Raw genomic sequence first — 20477 nt, forward strand, 5'->3', positions numbered from 1 at the left:
TACCACATCTAGTCATGAGGTGACATGCTCTTTTTACAATTGCTCCACTTCTACGCTCATTACATGTTCAATTTTCTTCACATCGTAATAGATTTCTGTTGCGTAATCCCGATCCGGTGCTGAGATCACCATATCGATCATTTGTCTGCCATCTTCCAAATCTTTAATTTTCATTCTTCGAATCGCTCGGGATGGACCTCTAGTACTACGCTGCGAGCTGACCTGAGGCCGCTCGATTTTTTGGATCACTTCTGTAAGCACAAAATTAGCTTCCATAATGATCCTCACTGAAACTTCATGTTTATTCAGTACTTCTGGTCCTAGCGAACGGATTAAATGAGGAACTAAATTCACAGCAAACATCAGCAGAATAACCGCATATGCTGCCTCAATATAGAATCCCGCACCCACAGCTATACCAATTCCAGAAGCTGTCCAGATGAGTGCTGCCGAAGTAAGGCCCGAAATGGCATCTCCGCCTCTACGCAGAATAACACCCGCACCCAAAAAACCAATCCCGCTGACAATCTGAGCCGCAAGCCGCATTGGGTCCATGTTTGGATGCTCTGGACCTGCGAACTTATCAAAGGCATGGATAGACACCACTGTGACAAGACAGCTCGCAATGCTTATGACCATACTGGTCCGTATCCCCAGCGGTTTCTGCTTGATCTGTCGGTCAATCCCGATGAACAGCCCGAACAGCATGGCCACTAGTAACTTCATTAATGATTCCAATTGAAAATCCATATCGCAATCTCCTTTCTCCAGAGATACTCCATTATAACGGAAATTGGAGATAATGATTAGCTTTATTTTACAACAAAAAACGGCATAACCATCCTCAGCGCATATGCTCTTTCGACCCGTGTGGTCCGGCATAGCGACGAGGATGGAATCCGTTATGAGAGGCCAAGATTATGTTGAAAAACTAACCGTGCAGAAGCGACTCTGCACCGTCACAATAAATTTCCGTCCCCGTAATATGATCTGAATCTTCAGACGCCAGAAACAGCGCCAGCTTCGCTACTTGATCAGGTCGCCCCGGACCTTCTTCCAACGGTTGATCTCCCTCAGGAAATTCTACTGGGATTTTCACTTCTTTCAGATCCTCTGATGGAAAAGTGTTGTCATCTATATTGGTCTTTATAGCCCCAGGACAGATCGCATTTACGCGGATTTGAAATTGAGCCAGTTCCAGTGCCGCCATTTTCATAAAAGCAACCTGTCCTGCCTTTGTCGTACTGTAAGCAGAAAAACCAACATTAGAAAATACACGATTTCCGTTAATGGAGCTGTTGATCAGGATGCTGCCTCCGCTTTCTTTTAGATGCGGTATCGCATATTTAACAGTCGCGAAGGTTCCACGCAGGTTAATATGAATGGTCTGATCCCAAGCTTCAATATCCATCGTTTCAATAGGCGTCATCGCCCCATTAATCCCTGCGTTGGCAAAAACAACATCAAGACGACCCCATTTCGCGGCCGCCTTATTTATCGCCGCTTCCACTTGTGGTGGTTCAGCAACATCACATTCGATAACTAGGGCTTCTCCGCCCTCTTTCTCCACTTGCTGTCTAACCTTTTCAGCATTTTCTACAGTTCTGTCCAATAATACAACTTTGGCTCCGTTACGTGCGAACTCAAGCACGGTTGCCCGGCCAATTCCTGAGCCGCCTCCGGTTACAACTGCAACCTTACCTACAAGCTTTTTATCTGCCATATCGTGATATCCTCCTTCTTATCATGCAAGTCTTCCAGTTAAGTTCTTTCCTTAACCTTAACCTTGCATACAGAAGTTGAACCGACAGATATTTACTTTTCCTTTAGGATTATTATTCTCCCTGACGAAGATGAATGATGAGATCGTTTAATCCAACTTCCCGGATCCCTTCCACTATAAGCTCAGCTAGAAGACGAGCCCCTAAAATCTGAAAATGTGTATTATCCTGCACCCCACCTGGATGCGCAATAAATTCTCCTGGATAGCTCCACATGAATAAATCTTTTGAGCCCTCTGAGCCATAAGCTTCAAAGAGCTTGCGGCTCTTCTCGGCTAAATCAATCAGTGGAACCTGCTCGGTATCTGCGAGTTCCCGCATGGCGATTAAATAATCTCCATGCGTGTCTACAATTGCTTCTTCACTATCAAATCTTCGCCGATGTACAGAGCTCACAAGAACCGGATAGGCCCCCGCTTCTCGGGCGACTGTAATCAACCGGAGCAAATGTTCTTTATATGTAGTAAAGGGCTCGGTATGTCTTAAATCATCAGTTTTGGAATCATTATGTCCAAACTGGATGAACAGATAATCTCTGGGTCTGATATCTGCGGCAATGCCCTCCAAATGCCCTTCCTCAATAAAACTCTTGGAACTGCGTCCAGAAAGTGCTCGATTATCTACAGCTATTCCGGCTTTGAAGCAGCGTGGCAGCAGTTGGCCCCACCCCGCATAGGGGTAACCTTCTTCCCCTTGATCGGTCACCGTGGAATCTCCCGCCAGAAATAAGACTAGCGCTTCATTGTCCATCTGAATGTCCAAGGCGTTAATACGCGGTGCCGCACCCGAGAACGATAGCTTTAGCTGCCCATCCTTAACCCTAATTGCAAAGGATTCGCGCAAATATTGGTCCGCAGGCACATTTAGCGTGTCCAATACGAACTTGCCTTCTCCAGCTTTGATAAATGTGCTGGTATCTGCCAGAGCATCACCCAACAGCAGCGTAACACGGTAGATCCCATTCGGGAGATCCAGAAGAAAAACTGCTTTCTGTGGGATGCAGCAATCGCTTCGCAGTATATCTGTTCCCCCTCTGAAACGACCAAAGACGGAGGAATCAGAAGTGAAACCATACCCTATTCCCTTAGAATAAGATGTGTCCGGCCGAATTTTGGTGTAGCCAGGCTCAGCTTCCTTAATCCCAAAATCAAAACGATAGCTATCCAAATTCAGCCGCACCTTTCTTAATTAGAGATTTAAAACATTTATATTCGTTTGCTGAAATCAACCTTTCAAACCACTGGTGCTGATTCCTTCTACAATCTGCTTTTGGAAGATAAAGAAGATAATCATGACTGGTGCCAAACTTAGAACAGACATGGCGAACATTGGACCCCAGTTGGATACGGACTCACTGTCCAGGAACATTTTAAGCCCCATCGAAACTGTATATTTAGAAGGTGAGTTCAAGTACAATACCGGTCCAAGCAGGTCTTCCCAGCGCCAATAGAAGGAGAAGATCGCCGCAGTAGCCATAGAAGGACGAATGAGTGGAAGTATAATTCTGAAATAAAGTCCAAATTTCCCACAACCATCGATGGTAGCCGCTTCATCAAGTTCAACAGGTATGGTCCGAATAAACTGCAGCATTAGGAAAATGAAAAACGGGACACCGAAGAACTGTGGAACAACGATCGGTTTGATACTGTCGAGCCATTCCAATTTGGCATAGATAATGTATTGAGGGACGAGCACCACATCGGAAGGAAGCATCAGGGTCATCATCATGATTCCGAACCATAAGCCATGGCCTACAAATTTATTGCGGGCAAAACCGAAGGCAACCAGTGAAGATGAAATGACTGCGCCCAGTGTTGCGACAATAACAATTACAAAAGAGTTCTTGATGAAGACACCAAAGGAGTAACCTGCAATACCTTCCCAGCCTTTAGCATAGTTCCCCCATTCCCATGGATCAGGTATAAGGTGTTGTGCTGTAACAAATACAAGCCGGCTCTCTTTAAAAGAACTCATGATCATCCACAGAATCGGATACAGCATAACGATAGCGAGGCCACCTATAAGGATGTGATAAAGCGGCCATTTCAGTTTAATTTTCGCCATGGATTATTTTCCTCCTTCCGACTCGTAGAAGACCCACGATTTGGATGTCTTGAACAAGATTCCGGTCATGATGCCGACAAGCAACAACATTACCCAAGCCATAGCCGAAGCATAACCCATATTATTAAACATAAAAGCCTGACGGAATAAATAGAGAGAATACAACATAGTGCCGTCCATAGGTCCGCCTTCACCTTTAGAGATAATATAAGCTGGAACAAAGGTCATGAATGCGCTGATCGTCTGCATAACTAGATTAAACAGAATCACTGAACTTAAGAGTGGCATAGTAATCTTGAAGAACTTTCTGAAGAATCCGGCTCCATCCACACTAGCTGCCTCATACATTTCACCAGGAATATTTTTGAGACCTGCCAGAAAGATCAACATGGATGAGCCAAACTGCCACACAGATAGAGTTATCAACATGATAAGCGCAGCGTTCGGATTGCCAAACCAACTTACCGGTCCAATTCCGAAAAAGCCAAGCATGCCGTTAATAATTCCAGTATCACTAAAAATATTACGCCACATGATGGAGACCGCCACACTACCCCCTATAATAGAAGGTAAATAATAAGTTGTCCGATAGGCTCCTACCATGCGTGATTTCGTATTTAGAATCATGGCCACAAATAATGCGAAGGTTAGACGTAAAGGCACACCGATAAATACGTAAAGCAACGTTACCTTTAGTGAATGCAAATATTTCGGGTCATTTGAGAACATTTTGATGTAATTATCAAATCCAATCCACTTAGGTGGAGCGAATAAATTGTATTTGGTAAAAGAAAGATACAGCGAAATGATCATCGGGATCAGTGTGAAGCAAAGGAAGCCAATGACGAACGGACTGATGAAGGCATATCCTGTAAGGTTGCTTCGTAACCGCCGGCCGGTGAGGTTCTTTTTCTTAACAGCCAATGGATTCGAAGGTAGGGGATTCGTTAATGCCAAGGGTCTCCAACTCCTTTTTATATGAATAATATGGGAAACGGGATGCCGCCTAGCGAAAGGGCACGCCGTTTCCCATGTGAGACGCAGTATAGTTATCTGTTACCCTACGATTAACGGCTGGAGAGAATAGAGTTCGCTTCTTTTCGGAACTGTGCCGCTGCTGCTGCTGGATCGATTTTTCCGAAGTTCATTTGTTCAGCAAGGTCTGTAAGCAGGGCTACAACCTCTGGTGATCCAACCGGTGGACTCATAGGTGAAGTAGTAGGCTCCATGTCAGCAACAAACTTAAATACTTGCTTACCGGAATCAGTTAATTGTGTAGCTACAGATTCTTTGATTTTGCTTGAAATCGGTACTCCGCGTTCGCCTTTGATCAGGTTGTTAGCTTCCACATCATTAATCCAGAAATCAACGAACTTCGCTGCTTCTTCCTTCACTTTAGAGTTAGAAGTAATTGACCAGTACATACTTGGCTGCATGTAAAGCCCTTTATCCATATCTGGACCAGGCATTTGTGCCAGCTCCATAGGACGATTTACAGCGATTTGCAAAGCAACGTATTGGTTCGACCATTGCCATACACCGATACCTGTCCCTTTAACAATATCCGACTCTTCAATAACCCCTTTATTTTGGCTCAGTTTGTCTTGTGATGGGACCGCTCCATCTTTAATCAAACCAGACAACATTCCGAAAAAGTCAGTGAACAACGCATCGTCCTCATAGCCAAGTGCGGAACCATCATTGTTATAGAGTGCCAGCCCTTTTGTACGCAGATAATAGTTGAAGAACACGTCTGCTGCCATGGAACCGTCCATATACAGTCCAGCCGACTTAGCTTTCGCGGCGATTTCCTTGTATTGATCCCAAGTCCAGTTCTCTGGGATAGAATCAACACCTGCCTTTTTCAGCAATTCTGGATCATATTGAAAACCAAGTACGTTAACCCCTAACGGAATTCCGTATTGCTTCTCACCGATCACTCCAGTACTCAGCACGTTCTCATTCACATCGCCGACTTGAATCTGAGAGTTCAAATAAGGTTTCAAATCTTCGAGCTGTCCGTTAGATCCATATTGATTAATATAGGAAATATCCATTTGAACGATATCAGGAAGTCTATTTGCAGCAGCTTGCGGAGCAAGCTTTTTCCAGTAATCATCAAAGGATGCATATTCAGGCTCAATGGTTACATTCGGATATTTGGCTTCATACATATCAATAACTTGTTGTGTATAAGAATGTCTTGTATCTCCACCCCACCATGCGATACGCAGGGTTACTGGTTCTGCTGAGGTCGTGGCCGCAGGTTTCGTCTCCGAAGGAGTATTTGTAGCGGAATCCGTAGCAGCAGCATTGTTATTGTTGTTACCTCCACAACCAGCTAACATCGACGACAACAATAATGGTACGGCTAGTAAAGCGAATCTCTTTTTCAATTTCATGTCCCCTTTTCCTATGATAGTGTAAAGGCTCTGATCCCTTTAGGTAGCGCTTTCATTGGTTAAATTTTCTCAAATATTCCGTGATTATTGAATACAAAAAACCGTCTTGTTTGTTCAATAATCAGTTCGCTTGAGGGGGTTTCATGAAATCTGTAGGGGTCTGGCCGGTTACTTTTTTAAAAACCTGACTGAAATATTGTGCATTTCCACCGAAGCCGAACATTTCAGCCAGCTCAAATACTCTTACATCCCCACTTCTCAAAATATGCTCCGATGCTTTAGCAATCCGGTAATTGGTTACGTAATTCGAGAATTTCTCTCCGGTAATTTTCTTGAATATTTTGCCGAGATAGTCGGGATTCATATATAACATTTCAGCAGCGACCGAGCTAAGCGACAGCTCTGCATTCTTGTAATCCTCTGCGATAATTTTGAACATTTTGTCTACAATAAGCGATTGCCGGGAACTAAAATGTCGGTCATACATCGCTGTTAAGCGAACCGCTGCCTCTTTGACGTATGCTTTTAAACCTCCCAAGGTTCTAATTTCGGCAAGCTCCGCCAAGCCCGATGTGAAGCTATTTCTTTCATCAGGGACTGCTAAACGAATCATAGCGGAATATAACTGTAAAACATATGAACGCGTCACGTTAATATCTAACCGTTCATCCGCGAGCAAGTTGAATAATCGTTCCAATTCCAGCTCTACCGTATTTTGATCGCCTGCTTTTATAAGTAGACAAATATGCTCTTCATCTAGCTCGATATCATTTCTTCCACTTAGCTCATCACTTGGGATATCACTCCCGGTAATCAAACCGCCCGCCTCCAAATAAAAACGATGGTTCAGGCATTGCAAGGTCTGACGATACAATCTCCGGGAATGAATCATAAGGTCAGCATCACTAATCGCGATTGTCACATCCATTTTATAAAACTTGCAGAAGACCTCTCTTACTTCAGCAATACGTTTAAGCAAGGGGCTATTCTGCACCGTATTTCCTTCGTCTTCCAGTAATATTAATAAATGACCGCCTATCGTCGCACTCAGGAGTGTTTCCTGAAGTACGTCCTGGGCAATATTTTGCAGAGCGAACAATTGCTCATATTCGTAAGAACCTTCTAGTCGGAACAGGAGCAAGCGTACCGTTTTGTCATTGAGTTCAATGCCGAATAATTCCTGATAGTACTCTAGATCCTGACTTCCATAAGTTTTGTTAGAGATCCATTCCTTCAAAAATTGTTCTTTCACATGGGGCAATACCTTCTGAAGACGTTGTTTCATACTATTTACGAATTCGCCCCGGCTCTTCTGTTCATCTAGCTCTGCTACCAGCTCAACCAGTGCATCATGGATCTGATTCTCATTGCACGGCTTTAAAAGATAATGTTTAACCCCGTTCTGCATAGCAATACAAGCATAATCAAAATCCTTATAACCAGTCAGCATAACGAATTTCACGTCTGGAAATCGTTCACTGCATTTTTGCACCAGTCCCAAACCATCTAAACCAGGCATAGAAATATCCGTAATCACTATTTCAGGGCTAAGCTCCTCTATTTTCACCAAAGCCTCAATCCCGTTCCACGCCGTGCCTACAAGCTCTGTTCCCGCTCGTCCCCAGTCCACAACCTGCGATATCCCTTCCAGAATCAAGCGTTCATCATCCACCAACAGCAGTTTATACATTCTCTAGCACTCCTTTTAAGTAAGGTATACGCACATGTATAGTTGTTCCTTGACCCGGTTCACTTTCTATGGAAGTGCCCCATTCAGGGCCGAAGACGATTTGAATCCGTTCCGCGATGTTAGCTAAGCCGATGCCTTCTCCACGGGTCTTAACTCTTCCCATCTGCAAATCTTTGATAAATTCAGCGCTCATTCCCGGTCCATTATCACTGACTCTGATATCGAGCCCCTGCTCATCTTCACTAACTGTTATAGAAATGGTACACGGTTCAATATTAGGCTCTAGTGCATAGCGGATAGCATTTTCGATTAAAGGCTGCAAGGTCAGCTTCGGAATCAAAGCGTCATGCAGATGTTCAGGTACATCCATCCGGAAATCAAGCCTCTCATCAAACCGTGTTTTCTGGATAATGACATAATTGCGCACGATAGTGATCTCTTTTTCAAGTGTAATCAGCGGATCCTTTAGACCAATAGAGCTGCGGAACAAGTAACCGAGCGCTTCTACCATTTCTGAGATTTTGGCTTGTTTGTTCATTTTGGCTAACCAGTTGATTGATTCCAGTGTATTGTACAAAAAATGCGGATTAATCTGGGCCTGCAAAGCTTTTAGCTCTGTCTCTCTAATAATCAGCTGCTTCGCATAGTTCTCATCAATAAGCTCTCTGATCCTGCGGATCATCATTTTAAAAGTCCGGTTTAGCTGACTAACCTCGTCCTGCGCAGTCTGTGAAACCACACCTAATGACTGTTCCTCCAGATTGTCCAGATCGCCTTTCTCGATTTGCTTCATTTTTTTGGTCAGCTTAGAGATCGGACGTACAATACTGCGAGCAAGCCTGTAGCCTAAAAGGAGACCAATTAATAAGATTAGTGCGAATATGATGACGACCAGCTTTTTGACAAAAGTAATATGTTTGAACATCTCATTAAATGGAGTGGCATTGATGTAGATCCAATCTATATAAGATGATTTCGTCTTGGTTATAAAGTAGGTACCTTCTTGATATTTGGCCGTGCGATATAGCTCCGGACGTTCTGTCTCTTCTTTAAGCTCTTCTGGCAAAAGAATTGGCGCTTCAGGATAGATTGCCTGTCCCGTCGTGGCATCAACTGCGATTAATTGGTCAGTATCGCTCGTACTATCCGCAATGATTAGATCGATCCGAATACGGATCACGAGTGTTCCCAGATCATCCAGCGTAAACGTTGACCCTGTATAAGATTTAATCTGCCGAACCGCCAAAAGTGAATTTCTGTTTCCTTGCGGATACCACACTATACTCCCGCTAGCTTCCGCAGCTAACGGCTTTAACTGATCCTGCAGATCCTGTGATACTCCTTCACGATTGCCCGCAGTCATTACTCCGCCACTCGTATCCATCAGCATCATGGAATAAACGTATTTCTCTGCCCCTGCAAAAGCAACCAGCCTGTTTATGATCTTGTTATGTAGAACTTGTCTTTCATAAGGCTGTGGATCATTCTGCAATTGGCGCAGGCATTCTTGAATTTGCTCATCAGACACCACTGTAAAAGAAAGCTGATCCAATTCTCTTAGGGCATTTTCGATGCTAATGGAGGACATCCCCAGTACCTCAGAGGCCTTTTCATAAATTTGCTTGTCATAGATACGATACACATATTGTAAAACGGTCAAAGAGAATAAAAAGGAAAGTAGAAGCAAAAAGGAAATAATCAGTATCATTTTGTTGAAAATGCCCGAACTTCTGTAAGCGCTAACATTTTTCCAAATCATCTGCATTCTCCGCTCCCTAAATATGATAATTTTCATTTATTATCACTATAATTCCATTATAAACCATAATGTTCCATTTGGGTAAATTTACGTGAACTGAAAGATAAGGATAGTATAATGGCTCGGCGAAAAAATTCCTATGTAAAAAAGGGCTCGAAATGAAATCCAGAATCAGACTTCACTTCAAGCCCTTATATTGAGCTACCTTCACACCTACAACTGACTAGCCAAGCATCATTCGGTCATCTGCCAATTTATGTCCGCTGATTGTCTCGAATTCTCCGAGCAGCCGTTCTACAGTAAGATCTTTTTTACGTTCCTCATCGATATCCAAAATAATACGGCCCTTATCCATCATGATCAGACGATTGCCAAGACGAATGGCCTGTTCCATGTTATGAGTAACCATTAGGGTGGTTAACTTCATCTCACGGACAATGGACTCTGTAAGTTTAGTAATCAGCTCCGCACGAGAAGGGTCAAGGGCTGCTGTATGTTCATCTAAAAGTAAAATTTGCGGTTGAGTAAAGGTCGCCATTAGCAGACTTAGCGCTTGTCTCTCTCCACCTGACAACAACCCTACTTTTGCCCGCAGGCGATCCTCCAGCCCAATCCCCAGACGGCTTAGCTCATTGCGAAACAAAGCTCTTTTAGCTTTATTTACGCCAAAGGTTAACCCTCTGCTTTTGCCTCTTTTATAAGCCATAGCTAAATTTTCTTCAATCGTCATATGTGGAGCCGTACCCGCCATTGGGTCCTGAAAGACACGGCCAATCCAACGACTCCGTTGAAATTCCGCCAAATGGCTGATTGAATTTCCCTCAATGCTGGCTATACCCAGATCCGGCTTCATGACACCGGAAATAATGTTCATCAGTGTAGATTTGCCAGCTCCATTACTTCCAATGATGGTGACAAAATCACCGGGAAGAAGCTCCAAATCAATGCCGAGCAGCGCTATTTTCTCATCGGGTGTACCGGGATTGAACAGCTTAGATACGTTCTCTAGTTTAAGCATCGATGGTGCCCCCTCTCTTGCTGCTTAGCGCCTGCTCAGCTAATTCAACGGAACGCCTCCGCGCCATATTCTTCTGCTTCAGGAAACGCTGAATCGACGGGAATACAAGAGCGAAAATAACGATAATTGCTGTGATCAGCTTAAGATCCGAAGCTTTCAGCCACGGTACCCGCAAGGCAAGTGCAACTACGATCCGGTAAACTATGGATCCGAGCACAACAGCCAATGTGGCCCGAAATACATTTTTAGCACCGAATATGGCTTCACCGATGATCACCGAAGCTAACCCGATTACAATCATCCCAATACCCATAGAGGAATCCGCAAAAGTAGAATACTGAGTGATTAGCGCCCCCGAGAGCGCCACCATTCCATTGGATAAACTGACACCAAGAATAGTGGTATTATCCGTGTTCACACCCAGACTACGGATCATTCTTGCATTATCTCCGGTAGCCCGCAGCGCAAGTCCAAGATCTGTACGCAGGAATAAATCCATTACTATTTTCACAAAAATAACTACAAACGGCAGTACGAGCAGAGGATCAATGGAAGTGAACAAGGTAGTGTCGCCCATTAAAGACCAGTTCGGTTTGCCACCAAATATCCGCAGATTAATGGAATAGAGTGCAATCATCATCAAAATCCCGGATAACAGTCCATTAATCTTGCCTTTCGTATGTAATAGGCCCGTACACATTCCTGCCAGCATTCCACCAGCAATAGCGGCCAGGGTAGCAAGCCATGGTGCATAACCGTTAGTAATCATAACAGCGGCAATGGCACCACCAGTGGTAAAGCTCCCATCTACAGTCAAATCTGGGAAATCAAGAATACGAAAGGTAATGTATACACCTAAAGCCATAAATGCGTAAAGCAGTCCCATTTCAACGGCCCCGAGCATCGAATTTAACATAGATGACTTCCTCCTTCGAGCGGAAAGGGGCGTTCTCACGAAATCGCCCCCTATATAATGGCTTATTGAATAATATTGTTAGCTTGATCGGCAACTTCTGCCTTCATTGCATCAGTCACTTCTATGCCTTGCGCTGCTGCAGATTTCAGGTTAAGAATGAGATCGAGTTTTTCTTGCATGGTTACTTTCATATCAGCTGGCTTTTTACCATTTTTCAAAATATCCACGGCCATTTGACCCACTTGATAGCCATGATCGAAATATTTAAAACCAACGGTGGCGAAAGCTCCCTTTTCAACCGTATCACGGTCACTGGAGAAGAAGGGTATTTTCTTGTCATTAGCTGTTTGAATAATGGTATCCACTGCACTTACGACTGTGTTATCCAAAGTAATGTAGAATGCATCTACACGACCCACAAGTGATTCTGCAGCTTGTTTGACTTCAGAGGTATTCGTGATGGCAGCCTTCACTAGCTCGATTCCATGTTTATCCAACTCTTTTTTAGCAATCTCAGCCATAATTACTGCATTTGGTTCACCTTCATTAATAACGATGCCCAGCTTTTTCACGTTAGGAAATTGGGTAGCTATAAATTGCATTAATCTGTTAATCGCTTCGGGATTGGTGTCCGATACCCCTGATACATTGCCACCTGGATGCTCCAGATCCGTGACTATCTTCGCGTCGAGTGGGTCAGTTACGGCTGCGAATAAAATCGGTGTATCCTTACTTGCTTTGCTGAGTGCTTGAACAATTGATTGAGCGGAAGGCGTTGCAATTGCCAATACCAAATCATTAGAGTCAGCGGCAATCTTTTGAGCAATGGACAAGTTATTCGCTTGATCTGCCTGAGCATTCTCAAGGTCAACCTTCAGGTTCTCACCTTCAACGATTCCTGCATCCTTCAAAGCAGCGAGAATTCCTTCACGTGTAGCATCAAGTGAGGGGTGCTCCACATATTGCGAGATCGCAATTTTGTACGTTTTTGAATCTGCTGCTCCTGCATTCGTAGGGGAATTACCGGAATTCGCTGCATTTCCTGCGTTTCCCGCAGTGTTATTGTTACCACAACCAGCTGCTACGAGCATGAAGCATAAGCTTAATCCCGCCAAAATGTTTCTCTTTTTCATCAAAGTACCCCATTTCATTAGTTTATTAACGCATACATCAAGGTGAGCGACTCAGCATTATCACTTTTATCGATAAAAGCATTAAAGCATAAGCTTACACGTACCTCACATTAATGATAGAAATCTATTAAACCTATATTATATGGAGGTTGTTTATCCGTCAATCACTTATCATATTTCCATAGATTTCAAATTCTGAAGAATATATGACATCAAAACAGGTAATGCTTGGTTGTCTCTTACAGCGATTGCCTTCGTTTCTTTTACATAAAAAAAATCGCCCTGCACAAACTGAATTTACAGTTTGAAGATGGAGCGTGTTAAATGGCTAATAATCACAAAAGACTACTAACCACCGCTACTGTATTGCTTGCTGTCGCTTTAACGAGTTCATCCTGCGGTTATTCATCTCAATCGCAAAAACCTAAGGTTAACGCGCTAACTCCTGATGGAACAAATGCCTCCAGTTATTATGAACAATCTGCAATTACCGACGCTCAGGGAAAGTATTGGATTCCACTTAAGCCTGCGGTTACTTCGCTCGGATATCGGATGAAAGATGATGGTTCTAGTGATGGATACACTAAAATCGGTTATAGCGATGTTATGTATATGCTGCGCCCTGGCTCACCACAGGTATTCTCACTTGGGGAAAAAATCACACTGCCACAAGCCCCTAGACGGCAAGAAGGGCAAATCTATATCACCCCTTTAGCCTTGTCCAAATTTCTGCAAACAGAAGTAGGCTGGAATCCCCAGTCGGGTGAGATAAACATTGCTACACCGTCCGAACGTAAGACTATCGAAAAATTATCGACGGTCGAATCCACGAGTGAATCTAAATCTTTACGCATTCAAAGTATTTCTGAAGCGGATAAAAAGGAGTTAGTCGCTTTTGCCAAAAATTTCTTAGGTGTACCCTACGACTTTGGCGCTGGATCTTATGAAGAAACCAAAAAATTTGATTGCTCTTCTTTTACAAGGCATGTATTCAAAAAATTCGGTGTCAGCTTACCTCGTTTAGCTAAAGATCAAGATAATTTAGGTACTCGTGTAAGTCGAAGCGAACTGGATGTAGGAGATCTTATCTTTTTTACCGTTCCCGGCCGATTTGAAAGTGATGCTATACCTGGTCATGTCGGTATTTACATTGGAGACGGAAAGTTTATCCACACTTGGGGTGAACCCGGAGTTCAGATCAGTGACCTCGACTCGGGTTATTGGAGTAATGTAATCCTCCACATGCAACGTGTTTTATAAGCTTCCCATACTTTAAAAGAAATCATTCAAAAAGCCTGAATCCCTATTGAAGGGATTCAGGCTTTTTGACTACAACTCTTAACCAAATTCTTAATCCCAGCTCTTGCCCCTTCCGCTTATCCGGACAAACAGCTTTACAAGTTCTACTATGACAATAATCGCTACAGCTGCTGCACATACTATTCCCCACTGTATTCCACTTAAATGTGAGACACCAAACCAGTCGTTTAAGCCCGGGATGATGATCACAAGCACAAGCATTAGTATAGAGATCAGCGACGCCCATAACATATACCGATTGCTGAACCAACCGATCTGGAATAGCGATTTTTTATTGGATCTCACGTTAAAAGCATGGGCAATTTGCAGTAATCCTAATGTGGCAAAGGCCATTGTAACCGCAATACCTTCATTGTAATGCGTATGCGCCCATTGGTACACCAATAACGTAAGTGCCGCTTCTATAATCCCTTGATATATAATCCCGATTCCTACGCCGCCAGCAAAAATGCTACTGCTTGCTTTACGCGGCTTCTTCGCCATTACATCCTCACCGGCTTTCTCAAGCCCTAGGGCAAGTGCAGGTAAAGTATCCGTAACGAGATTAATCCACAGGATATGGATCGGCTCTAGAATACGCCAACCAATCATAGTGGCAATAAATAATGTCAGCACTTCCCCAAGGTTAGCGGAGAGAAGGAACTGGATTGCTTTGCGGATATTGCTGTAAACTTTCCGTCCTTCTTCAACGGCAACAACTATAGTCGTAAAGTTATCGTCGGCAAGCACCATATCTGATACACCCTTGGCAACATCCGTTCCGGTTATCCCCATGCCCACACCGATGTCGGATGATTTAAGTGCAGGAGCATCATTTACACCATCTCCGGTCATCGCCACAATTTTTCCTTTTTGCCGCCAAGCCTTAACGATACGCACCTTGTGTTCAGGAGAGACGCGTGCATAAACCGAATAATCGGTAACCTTCTCCGCAAATTCCTCTTCGCTGAATTTATCCAGCTCACTGCCCGTTAATACACCTGATTCATCTTGAATAATCCCTAATCTTTTGGCAATAGCCGCTGCTGTATCACGATGATCCCCTGTAATCATTACAGGTCTTATTCCCGCTTTACGGCAGATGGCTACCGCATCCCGTACTTCCTCACGCGGCGGGTCTATCATACCAACCAAACCAATAAATACTAACTCTATCTCCGTGGTATCTGGTGAGAGATCGGTCGGCAGCTGCTCCTCATCTCGGAAAGCAAACGCCAACACTCGAAGTGCGTCATTTGCGAGCATTTTATTACTCTCCATGATATTCCGCTTATGTTCGTCTTGTAGAGGTACAATTTCTCCATCCACATAAATATGGCTGCATTTGGACAAAAGTACATCTGGTGCACCCTTTGTCAGCACACGATATCGACCATCTTCTACCTCATGAATCGTTGTCATCAGCTTGCGATCAGAGTCAAAAGGCAGCTCATTTTTACGTGGATATTTCTTTTCAAGCTCCCTTTTGTCAGTACCTATACTAAGCGCATAATCGACTAACGCGGTCTCCGTCGGATCGCCGATGATTGCTTTTCCGCTCTTGGTTTGGGGATCCTTGGTTCCAGCTTTTGCTTCAGTTTCACTAGGAGTCTTTCCTTCGTCAATGCTGGAGTCATTACAAAGCGTCATAGCTTGAAGCAATAACTCACCACCAGGAATCCCTTCAAGTCCTGCACTGGAATCAGTGGTCTTTCCGTTGACATGTACTTTTTCGACAGTCATTTTATTTAATGTTAAAGTACCTGTCTTATCGGAGCATATAATCTCTGTACTTCCGAGTGTCTCCACGGCAGGAAGCTTGCGAATGATCGCTTTTCGTCCCGCCATTCGCTGCACACCAAGCGCGAGAATGATCGTAACAATTGCTGGCAGCCCTTCCGGGATAGCCGCTACCGCAAGTGAGATCGAGGTAAGTAGCATATCCATTAGCTCTCTTCCCTCGAAGATCCCAACGGCAAAGATAATCACGCAAACGCCAAGAATAATAAAGGTGAAATATTTCCCTAGTTCATCCAGCTTTTTTTGCAGCGGTGTTACATCATTATCTTCCTCCGAGATAAAACCGGCAATTCTACCGACCTCCGTCTGCATTCCTGTTGTTGTAACGACACCAACCGCCCGGCCATAAGTAACACTGCTGCTCATGTAAGCCATATTGGTGCGGTCACCGATTACAATGTCGCTGCCTTCAAGCACACCGGCCCGCTTTTCTGATGGCAATGATTCTCCTGTAAGCGCGGCTTCCTCCGTCTTTAACGATGCGGCTTCCAAAAGTCTTATATCCGCCGGAACTACATTTCCGGCTTCCAGTAATACGATATCCCCGGGAACGAGGTCTTCACTTTTTATCTCAGTAACCTGACCGGAACGTCTTACTCTGGCATGCGGAGAGGACATGCTTTTAAGCGCATCGAGTGCCTGCTCCGCCTTATTTTCCTGAATAACTCCAAGCACCGCGTTCAGAATGACTACAAGCAAAATAATAATCGTATCCGTCCATTCCCCCAAAACTCCTGACAATACAGCTGCTACTAGCAAAATAAAGATCATTACATTTTTAAATTGTTCGATAAACTTTTCTAATAGCGATTTAGTCTTCGCTTCTTGCAGTACATTCTTCCCATATCGCTCCAGAAGTTTAGCTGCTTCATCGGAAGATAAACCCTCTTTCCGAGTTTCCAGCCTATTCAGCACTTCTTCCTCGCTCAGTGTATGGAAGGGTACCAGCCCTTGCGATTGTGAATTATTTGAATTCAAGACCATAGCCTCCTTCCAGAATTGAGATCTGGTAAAACCTCTCATATGAGTTTTACCCAAAACAGGCATGGTGATTCTTGAATGGTATGTACTTTTTTAGAAATTTAGATGTTCTTTCTTCAAATCGCGATTGAAGCTTTTAAACCTAGTCCCTTGATACAGGAGTTCGCCTCGGTCACCTTCTACAATCAGGCCAAAATCCTGATCTCTTACCTGCAACTCTAAACGAGAGCCATCGGCAAACTCAAACGTAACGTAATAACTAGTATTTGCTCTCGATTCACCGGATCCACCCCATACCTCGGTTCGTTTGGTGACCGCTGTGCAGTTTGCTTTTATCAAAGGACTTGCGTTATTGGACATCCAGATTCTCACTGATTTAACAATTATAAAAACGAAAAGGCCAAGAAAAAGCAAAGCAAATAATTTAAAAAATAGTGGCATCTCATGAATGAAACTTCCGAAAAAGCTGCGCTCATCAAAACCGTTAAAATCCTGCCATTCGCTCAAATTTATCCCTCCTGACTGAAACTAGATAATAAAAGTTATCTATGCTGCGAAATACGTCATTTTTCCCGTTCGGTTTCATGTTTTCATCATCTATATATGAATTTTTTTCACAAAACAATTTGGATTCAAAGGAAAAGGTATGGTATGCTTTTTATACTACATACAGTTGGGAGGTGTTATTTCGGTGCAATATATAGCGCGTTTATCACTACATTGGTTTCTTCGTATCGTCCTAATTCTGGGAATGATGTTTTCTTTTCCACCTGCCTGGTCTGGAGGAATATTCACTACGGAGCAAGAATCAACGACATCCGAAATTGAACGCTACGAGCGAAAGTTTACACCTCCCGTAAGGATTGCACCTCAAATAACCCCTCAGGTAGGAGCCATCAAAATAACTGAACAGTGGGGAGCGAAGTCCCTTGCGGTAATTGCAATACTCCCTGTACTTTCTTTACTGTTCCGTCCAGTGATTTATAAATTCCTGCTTCGACTGCGGCTGTACCTGTTAAAATTCACGTCTCATTTTCTAATTTCACTCCACTAACGAAGTTCACCTCTGCCCTAAATGAATGTCGGCTGAAGGGAATTTAGAACTTCAATTGATAAAAATCTTAGGTTCATGAATTATAGAGATGCGGATTTCCCGGTGGCTATACATGCTCGCATTGCTCATCATCCACTGGAAGAAAGCAAGTATCTTGGCTGAACCATGTTCTGGATATCCGTTCCGGAGCGCTTTTACATTAGTAATATTCGCAGCACTATTCTTGATTGCTGGATTCTCCGAGAGTACTCGTCTAGCAGACAGAAGTTATTGGCGCACTACTAGTGGACTTGTCCTCGCTGAAACCGAACATGTTAGACGAATTGAAAAGCTCGTGATCCTATTTCGTTATTTCTTAGGTGCCATCTTCTTCTTCAGCTAGAGACTGAGGTACATCCACCCACCTTAGGCGGTGAGGCGCTCTAAGCTCCCTTGCAGCAGTTGTCGTTACGCTGATTGGCAACTTCGTTGCAGGCTTGCTGGCCGGACGAAGCGTTGGTCACAGCCTTCATGCTTCATCTATCATTGGATGCCTATAGTCTCACGGGATAAACTTTAAATTGTTTTAGCCAATTTGGGTAAAGAAAGCGGAGTGCTGGCTATTCTTCACTATTTGCAGCCATTTGCAGCCGTTTGCAGCTATTTGCAACCATTTGCAGACATTCCCAGACATTTACGTGCTGATCCTTGTTGTCCTTGGACATTGTCTGACGAAGGAATCTAAATAGATTTATAAAATAATGGATAAAGTATTCAACTTTGAGAAACGACATGATGCACGAATATCCAAAAAATCTGCCATAGCCACTGAAAATAAGTAAGGTCGTTTCCCCTGTTGAAGGAGGAAAAACTATGCAGAACAAAATAAATCAACGTCAACAGCTACAAAGAAGCTCTACCTTCCGAGTTCTCACAGTCATTACCGGCGCATTGCTTGCTGCTGTAGGATTGGAATTATTTTTAATGCCACATGGCCTTGTTGTCGGCGGGATTACAGGTTTATCCGCATTATTCGCTCATACTACTGAAATGCAGCTTGGATTGTTTCTATTTCTATTCAATCTGCCCTTTATATTTATGTCGCGAAAGCAAGTAAATCTCCGCTTTGCTCTTTACACTGTTTTGGGATTAACCTGCCTAACCATCGCGTCTCTTGCGCTGCATCGTTTTCCTGCTGTGATTAGCGATCCTTTACCTGCCGCAATGGCAGGAGGCATCTGTCTTGGAGTAGGTATTGGAATATCTGTGAGATTCGGCGGTGTAAATAAACAAGCCAGTGACCAGGGGTATTCTCTGCTGAGCGGCGGACCTCCAAAATCAACGGAAGTCGTTATTATGATCCTGAACTGTGCAATTCTGCTTTTTGCAGGTACATTGTTCGGTTGGGAGCAAGCAATGTATTCTATTATTGCCTACCTGCTGGCTTTCGAAGGTGTTCGTATCTCACTACGGGGATTATCCCACTCCCGCACTGCTTGGATTACCAGCAGCCGATGTTTGGACATTCAGCAAGCAATCGCAACCTCCCTAAATCGAGAAGCTGCGATTGCTGAAGGTTCAGGGCAAGATGGAGAGGTTAGCACGTTGTTTTGTCTGACGAACAGAATGGAAGAAGAGCATCTTCGGGCACTCGTTCTACAGTGTGATTCAGAGAGCCAAATTGTGTTTAGATCAGCCACTAAAGATCATAGACAAACACGCTTACACGAATAAAAAGAAGGGAGCGCCCTTAAGCCATCAAAATGGCTGGAGCGCTCCCTTCTTTTTGAATTAGCCTTTGATCGCAACCAATTTTTCTGAGCGAGACCTAATTTCTTGAGCGAAGACTCCTTTTTTTTGTTTGAGACCCAAAACTTCTTGATCGAAGCCTCAAACTCCTTGTGTGAGGACTCAAACTTCGCTTAATCTAACATGTTTGCGCGATTGAGGCAGCTATCGGACATAGGAGACCTTATACGCGAAATAATCCTGAATTTTGGATGCTATCGGACCCCATAGCTCCTATTGGCACAAAAAACGCCAACTATGAGCTTATTTCTTATGAATAACTGCACTGGGGTCCGAAACCTCGCTCCAAAGGCGATATATTTGCGAATAACGTCATTGGAGTCCGAAAGCCACAGCGGATGATCATGATTCGGCGGTAGCGACTTGCGGATGAACAAGATTCGGTGGTACCCGACAGCAGATGAACTTGATTCGGTAGCATCAGACGATGGATAAGCATAATTCAGCGGTACCCCACGGCAGATGAATGGAATTCGGTGGCATCGGACACAGTGGGCCTTATACGCGAAATAATCCTGAATTTTGGATGCTATCGGACCCCATAGCTCCTATTGGCACAAAAAACGCCAACTATGAGCTTATTTCTTATGAATAACTGCACTGGGGTCCGAAACCTTGCTCCAAAGGCGATATATTTGTGAATAACGTCATTGGAGTCCGAAAGCCACAGCGGATGATCATGATTCGACGGGATCGACTTGCGGATGAACAAGATTCGGTGGTACCCGACAGCAGATGAAGTTGATACGGTAGCATCAGACGATGGATAAACATAATTCAGCGGTACCCCAC

17 protein-coding genes are annotated in these 20477 nt (G+C 43.8%); 4 read left to right on the plus strand and 13 right to left on the minus strand.

Features of this window, described 5'->3' with window-relative positions:
- Positions 1-33: 33 nt before the first annotated feature.
- The 11 genes from MHI15_RS24540 to MHI15_RS24590 form a co-directional block, all read right to left on the minus strand.
- Positions 34-750: an MgtC/SapB family protein gene (locus tag MHI15_RS24540; RefSeq protein WP_036686231.1), complete on the minus strand. Its 717-nt coding sequence runs from the start codon at positions 748-750 to the stop codon at positions 34-36.
- 181 nt (positions 751-931) lie between these two features.
- A complete protein-coding gene (locus MHI15_RS24545; RefSeq protein WP_076105002.1) occupies positions 932-1723 on the minus strand; it encodes an SDR family oxidoreductase in 792 nt (263 codons plus the stop codon).
- A gap of 112 nt (positions 1724-1835) precedes the next feature.
- Positions 1836-2948 carry a rhamnogalacturonan acetylesterase gene (locus MHI15_RS24550; protein WP_076304168.1) on the minus strand — a complete coding sequence of 371 codons (1113 nt, stop codon included), beginning with the start codon at positions 2946-2948 and terminating at the stop codon, positions 1836-1838.
- A 57-nt stretch (positions 2949-3005) separates the two neighbouring features.
- Positions 3006-3845 (minus strand): carbohydrate ABC transporter permease, encoded by an 840-nt coding sequence (locus tag MHI15_RS24555; protein WP_038570347.1) that lies wholly within the window; start codon positions 3843-3845, stop codon positions 3006-3008.
- 3 nt (positions 3846-3848) lie between these two features.
- A complete protein-coding gene (locus MHI15_RS24560) occupies positions 3849-4769 on the minus strand; it encodes a carbohydrate ABC transporter permease (protein ID WP_076105030.1) in 921 nt (306 codons plus the stop codon).
- 143 nt (positions 4770-4912) lie between these two features.
- Positions 4913-6247: an extracellular solute-binding protein gene (locus MHI15_RS24565; protein ID WP_076125892.1), complete on the minus strand. Its 1335-nt coding sequence runs from the start codon at positions 6245-6247 to the stop codon at positions 4913-4915.
- A 121-nt stretch (positions 6248-6368) separates the two neighbouring features.
- The gene (locus tag MHI15_RS24570) at positions 6369-7937 is read right to left on the minus strand and encodes a response regulator transcription factor (protein WP_076279781.1); all 1569 of its coding nucleotides are present in this window, start codon (positions 7935-7937) and stop codon (positions 6369-6371) included.
- Positions 7930-9696, minus strand: coding sequence for a sensor histidine kinase (locus MHI15_RS24575; RefSeq protein WP_339190676.1), 1767 nt, complete (start codon positions 9694-9696; stop codon positions 7930-7932). Before MHI15_RS24575 ends, MHI15_RS24570 begins: the two co-directional genes overlap by 8 nt.
- 223 nt (positions 9697-9919) lie before the next feature.
- Positions 9920-10714, minus strand: coding sequence for an ABC transporter ATP-binding protein (locus MHI15_RS24580; protein WP_076280813.1), 795 nt, complete (start codon positions 10712-10714; stop codon positions 9920-9922).
- The gene (locus MHI15_RS24585) at positions 10707-11630 is read right to left on the minus strand and encodes an ABC transporter permease (protein WP_036686219.1); all 924 of its coding nucleotides are present in this window, start codon (positions 11628-11630) and stop codon (positions 10707-10709) included. The genes MHI15_RS24580 and MHI15_RS24585 overlap by 8 nt, the downstream gene beginning before the upstream one ends.
- A 62-nt stretch (positions 11631-11692) precedes the next feature.
- The gene (locus MHI15_RS24590) at positions 11693-12763 is read right to left on the minus strand and encodes an ABC transporter substrate-binding protein (protein ID WP_076125887.1); all 1071 of its coding nucleotides are present in this window, start codon (positions 12761-12763) and stop codon (positions 11693-11695) included.
- A gap of 324 nt (positions 12764-13087) precedes the next feature.
- Between MHI15_RS24590 and MHI15_RS24595 the strand changes: the two genes are divergently transcribed.
- Complete coding sequence (locus MHI15_RS24595; RefSeq protein WP_076125886.1) at positions 13088-14023, plus strand: C40 family peptidase; 936 nt, start codon at positions 13088-13090, stop codon at positions 14021-14023.
- Positions 14024-14113: 90 nt separating this feature from the next.
- Here MHI15_RS24595 and MHI15_RS24600 read toward each other — a convergent pair whose 3' ends face one another.
- Entirely contained in the window at positions 14114-16810 is a 2697-nt protein-coding gene (locus MHI15_RS24600; RefSeq protein ID WP_341165003.1) for a calcium-translocating P-type ATPase, SERCA-type, read from the minus strand.
- A gap of 126 nt (positions 16811-16936) precedes the next feature.
- Positions 16937-17350 (minus strand): DUF2500 domain-containing protein, encoded by a 414-nt coding sequence (locus MHI15_RS24605; protein ID WP_254848946.1) that lies wholly within the window; start codon positions 17348-17350, stop codon positions 16937-16939.
- Positions 17351-17534: 184 nt separating this feature from the next.
- Between MHI15_RS24605 and MHI15_RS24610 the strand changes: the two genes are divergently transcribed.
- The 3 genes from MHI15_RS24610 (at position 17535) to MHI15_RS24620 (ending at position 19610) form a co-directional block, all read left to right on the plus strand.
- Positions 17535-17897 (plus strand): hypothetical protein, encoded by a 363-nt coding sequence (locus MHI15_RS24610; protein WP_076189885.1) that lies wholly within the window; start codon positions 17535-17537, stop codon positions 17895-17897.
- A 112-nt stretch (positions 17898-18009) separates the two neighbouring features.
- Complete coding sequence (locus MHI15_RS24615; protein WP_076189884.1) at positions 18010-18279, plus strand: hypothetical protein; 270 nt, start codon at positions 18010-18012, stop codon at positions 18277-18279.
- 470 nt (positions 18280-18749) lie between these two features.
- The gene (locus MHI15_RS24620; RefSeq protein ID WP_341164982.1) at positions 18750-19610 is read left to right on the plus strand and encodes a YitT family protein; all 861 of its coding nucleotides are present in this window, start codon (positions 18750-18752) and stop codon (positions 19608-19610) included.
- Positions 19611-20477: the final 867 nt, after the last annotated feature.

This window comes from Paenibacillus sp. FSL H7-0918, from assembly GCF_038007025.1.
In the GTDB taxonomy this organism is placed as follows: Bacteria; Bacillota; Bacilli; order Paenibacillales; family Paenibacillaceae; genus Paenibacillus_AQ; species Paenibacillus_AQ odorifer.

Coding starts and splice junctions, on each gene's coding strand:
- MHI15_RS24620 (WP_341164982.1), top strand. CDS start 18,750: ATGCAGAACAAAATAAATCAACGTCAACAGCTACAAAGAAGCTCTACC.
- MHI15_RS24575 (WP_339190676.1), bottom strand. CDS start 9,696: ATGATTTGGAAAAATGTTAGCGCTTACAGAAGTTCGGGCATTTTCAAC.
- MHI15_RS24555 (WP_038570347.1), bottom strand. CDS start 3,845: ATGGCGAAAATTAAACTGAAATGGCCGCTTTATCACATCCTTATAGGT.
- MHI15_RS24595 (WP_076125886.1), top strand. CDS start 13,088: ATGGCTAATAATCACAAAAGACTACTAACCACCGCTACTGTATTGCTT.
- MHI15_RS24565 (WP_076125892.1), bottom strand. CDS start 6,247: ATGAAATTGAAAAAGAGATTCGCTTTACTAGCCGTACCATTATTGTTG.
- MHI15_RS24540 (WP_036686231.1), bottom strand. CDS start 750: ATGGATTTTCAATTGGAATCATTAATGAAGTTACTAGTGGCCATGCTG.
- MHI15_RS24615 (WP_076189884.1), top strand. CDS start 18,010: ATGCTCGCATTGCTCATCATCCACTGGAAGAAAGCAAGTATCTTGGCT.
- MHI15_RS24590 (WP_076125887.1), bottom strand. CDS start 12,763: ATGAAAAAGAGAAACATTTTGGCGGGATTAAGCTTATGCTTCATGCTC.
- MHI15_RS24580 (WP_076280813.1), bottom strand. CDS start 10,714: ATGCTTAAACTAGAGAACGTATCTAAGCTGTTCAATCCCGGTACACCC.
- MHI15_RS24585 (WP_036686219.1), bottom strand. CDS start 11,630: ATGTTAAATTCGATGCTCGGGGCCGTTGAAATGGGACTGCTTTACGCA.
- MHI15_RS24545 (WP_076105002.1), bottom strand. CDS start 1,723: ATGGCAGATAAAAAGCTTGTAGGTAAGGTTGCAGTTGTAACCGGAGGC.
- MHI15_RS24570 (WP_076279781.1), bottom strand. CDS start 7,937: ATGTATAAACTGCTGTTGGTGGATGATGAACGCTTGATTCTGGAAGGG.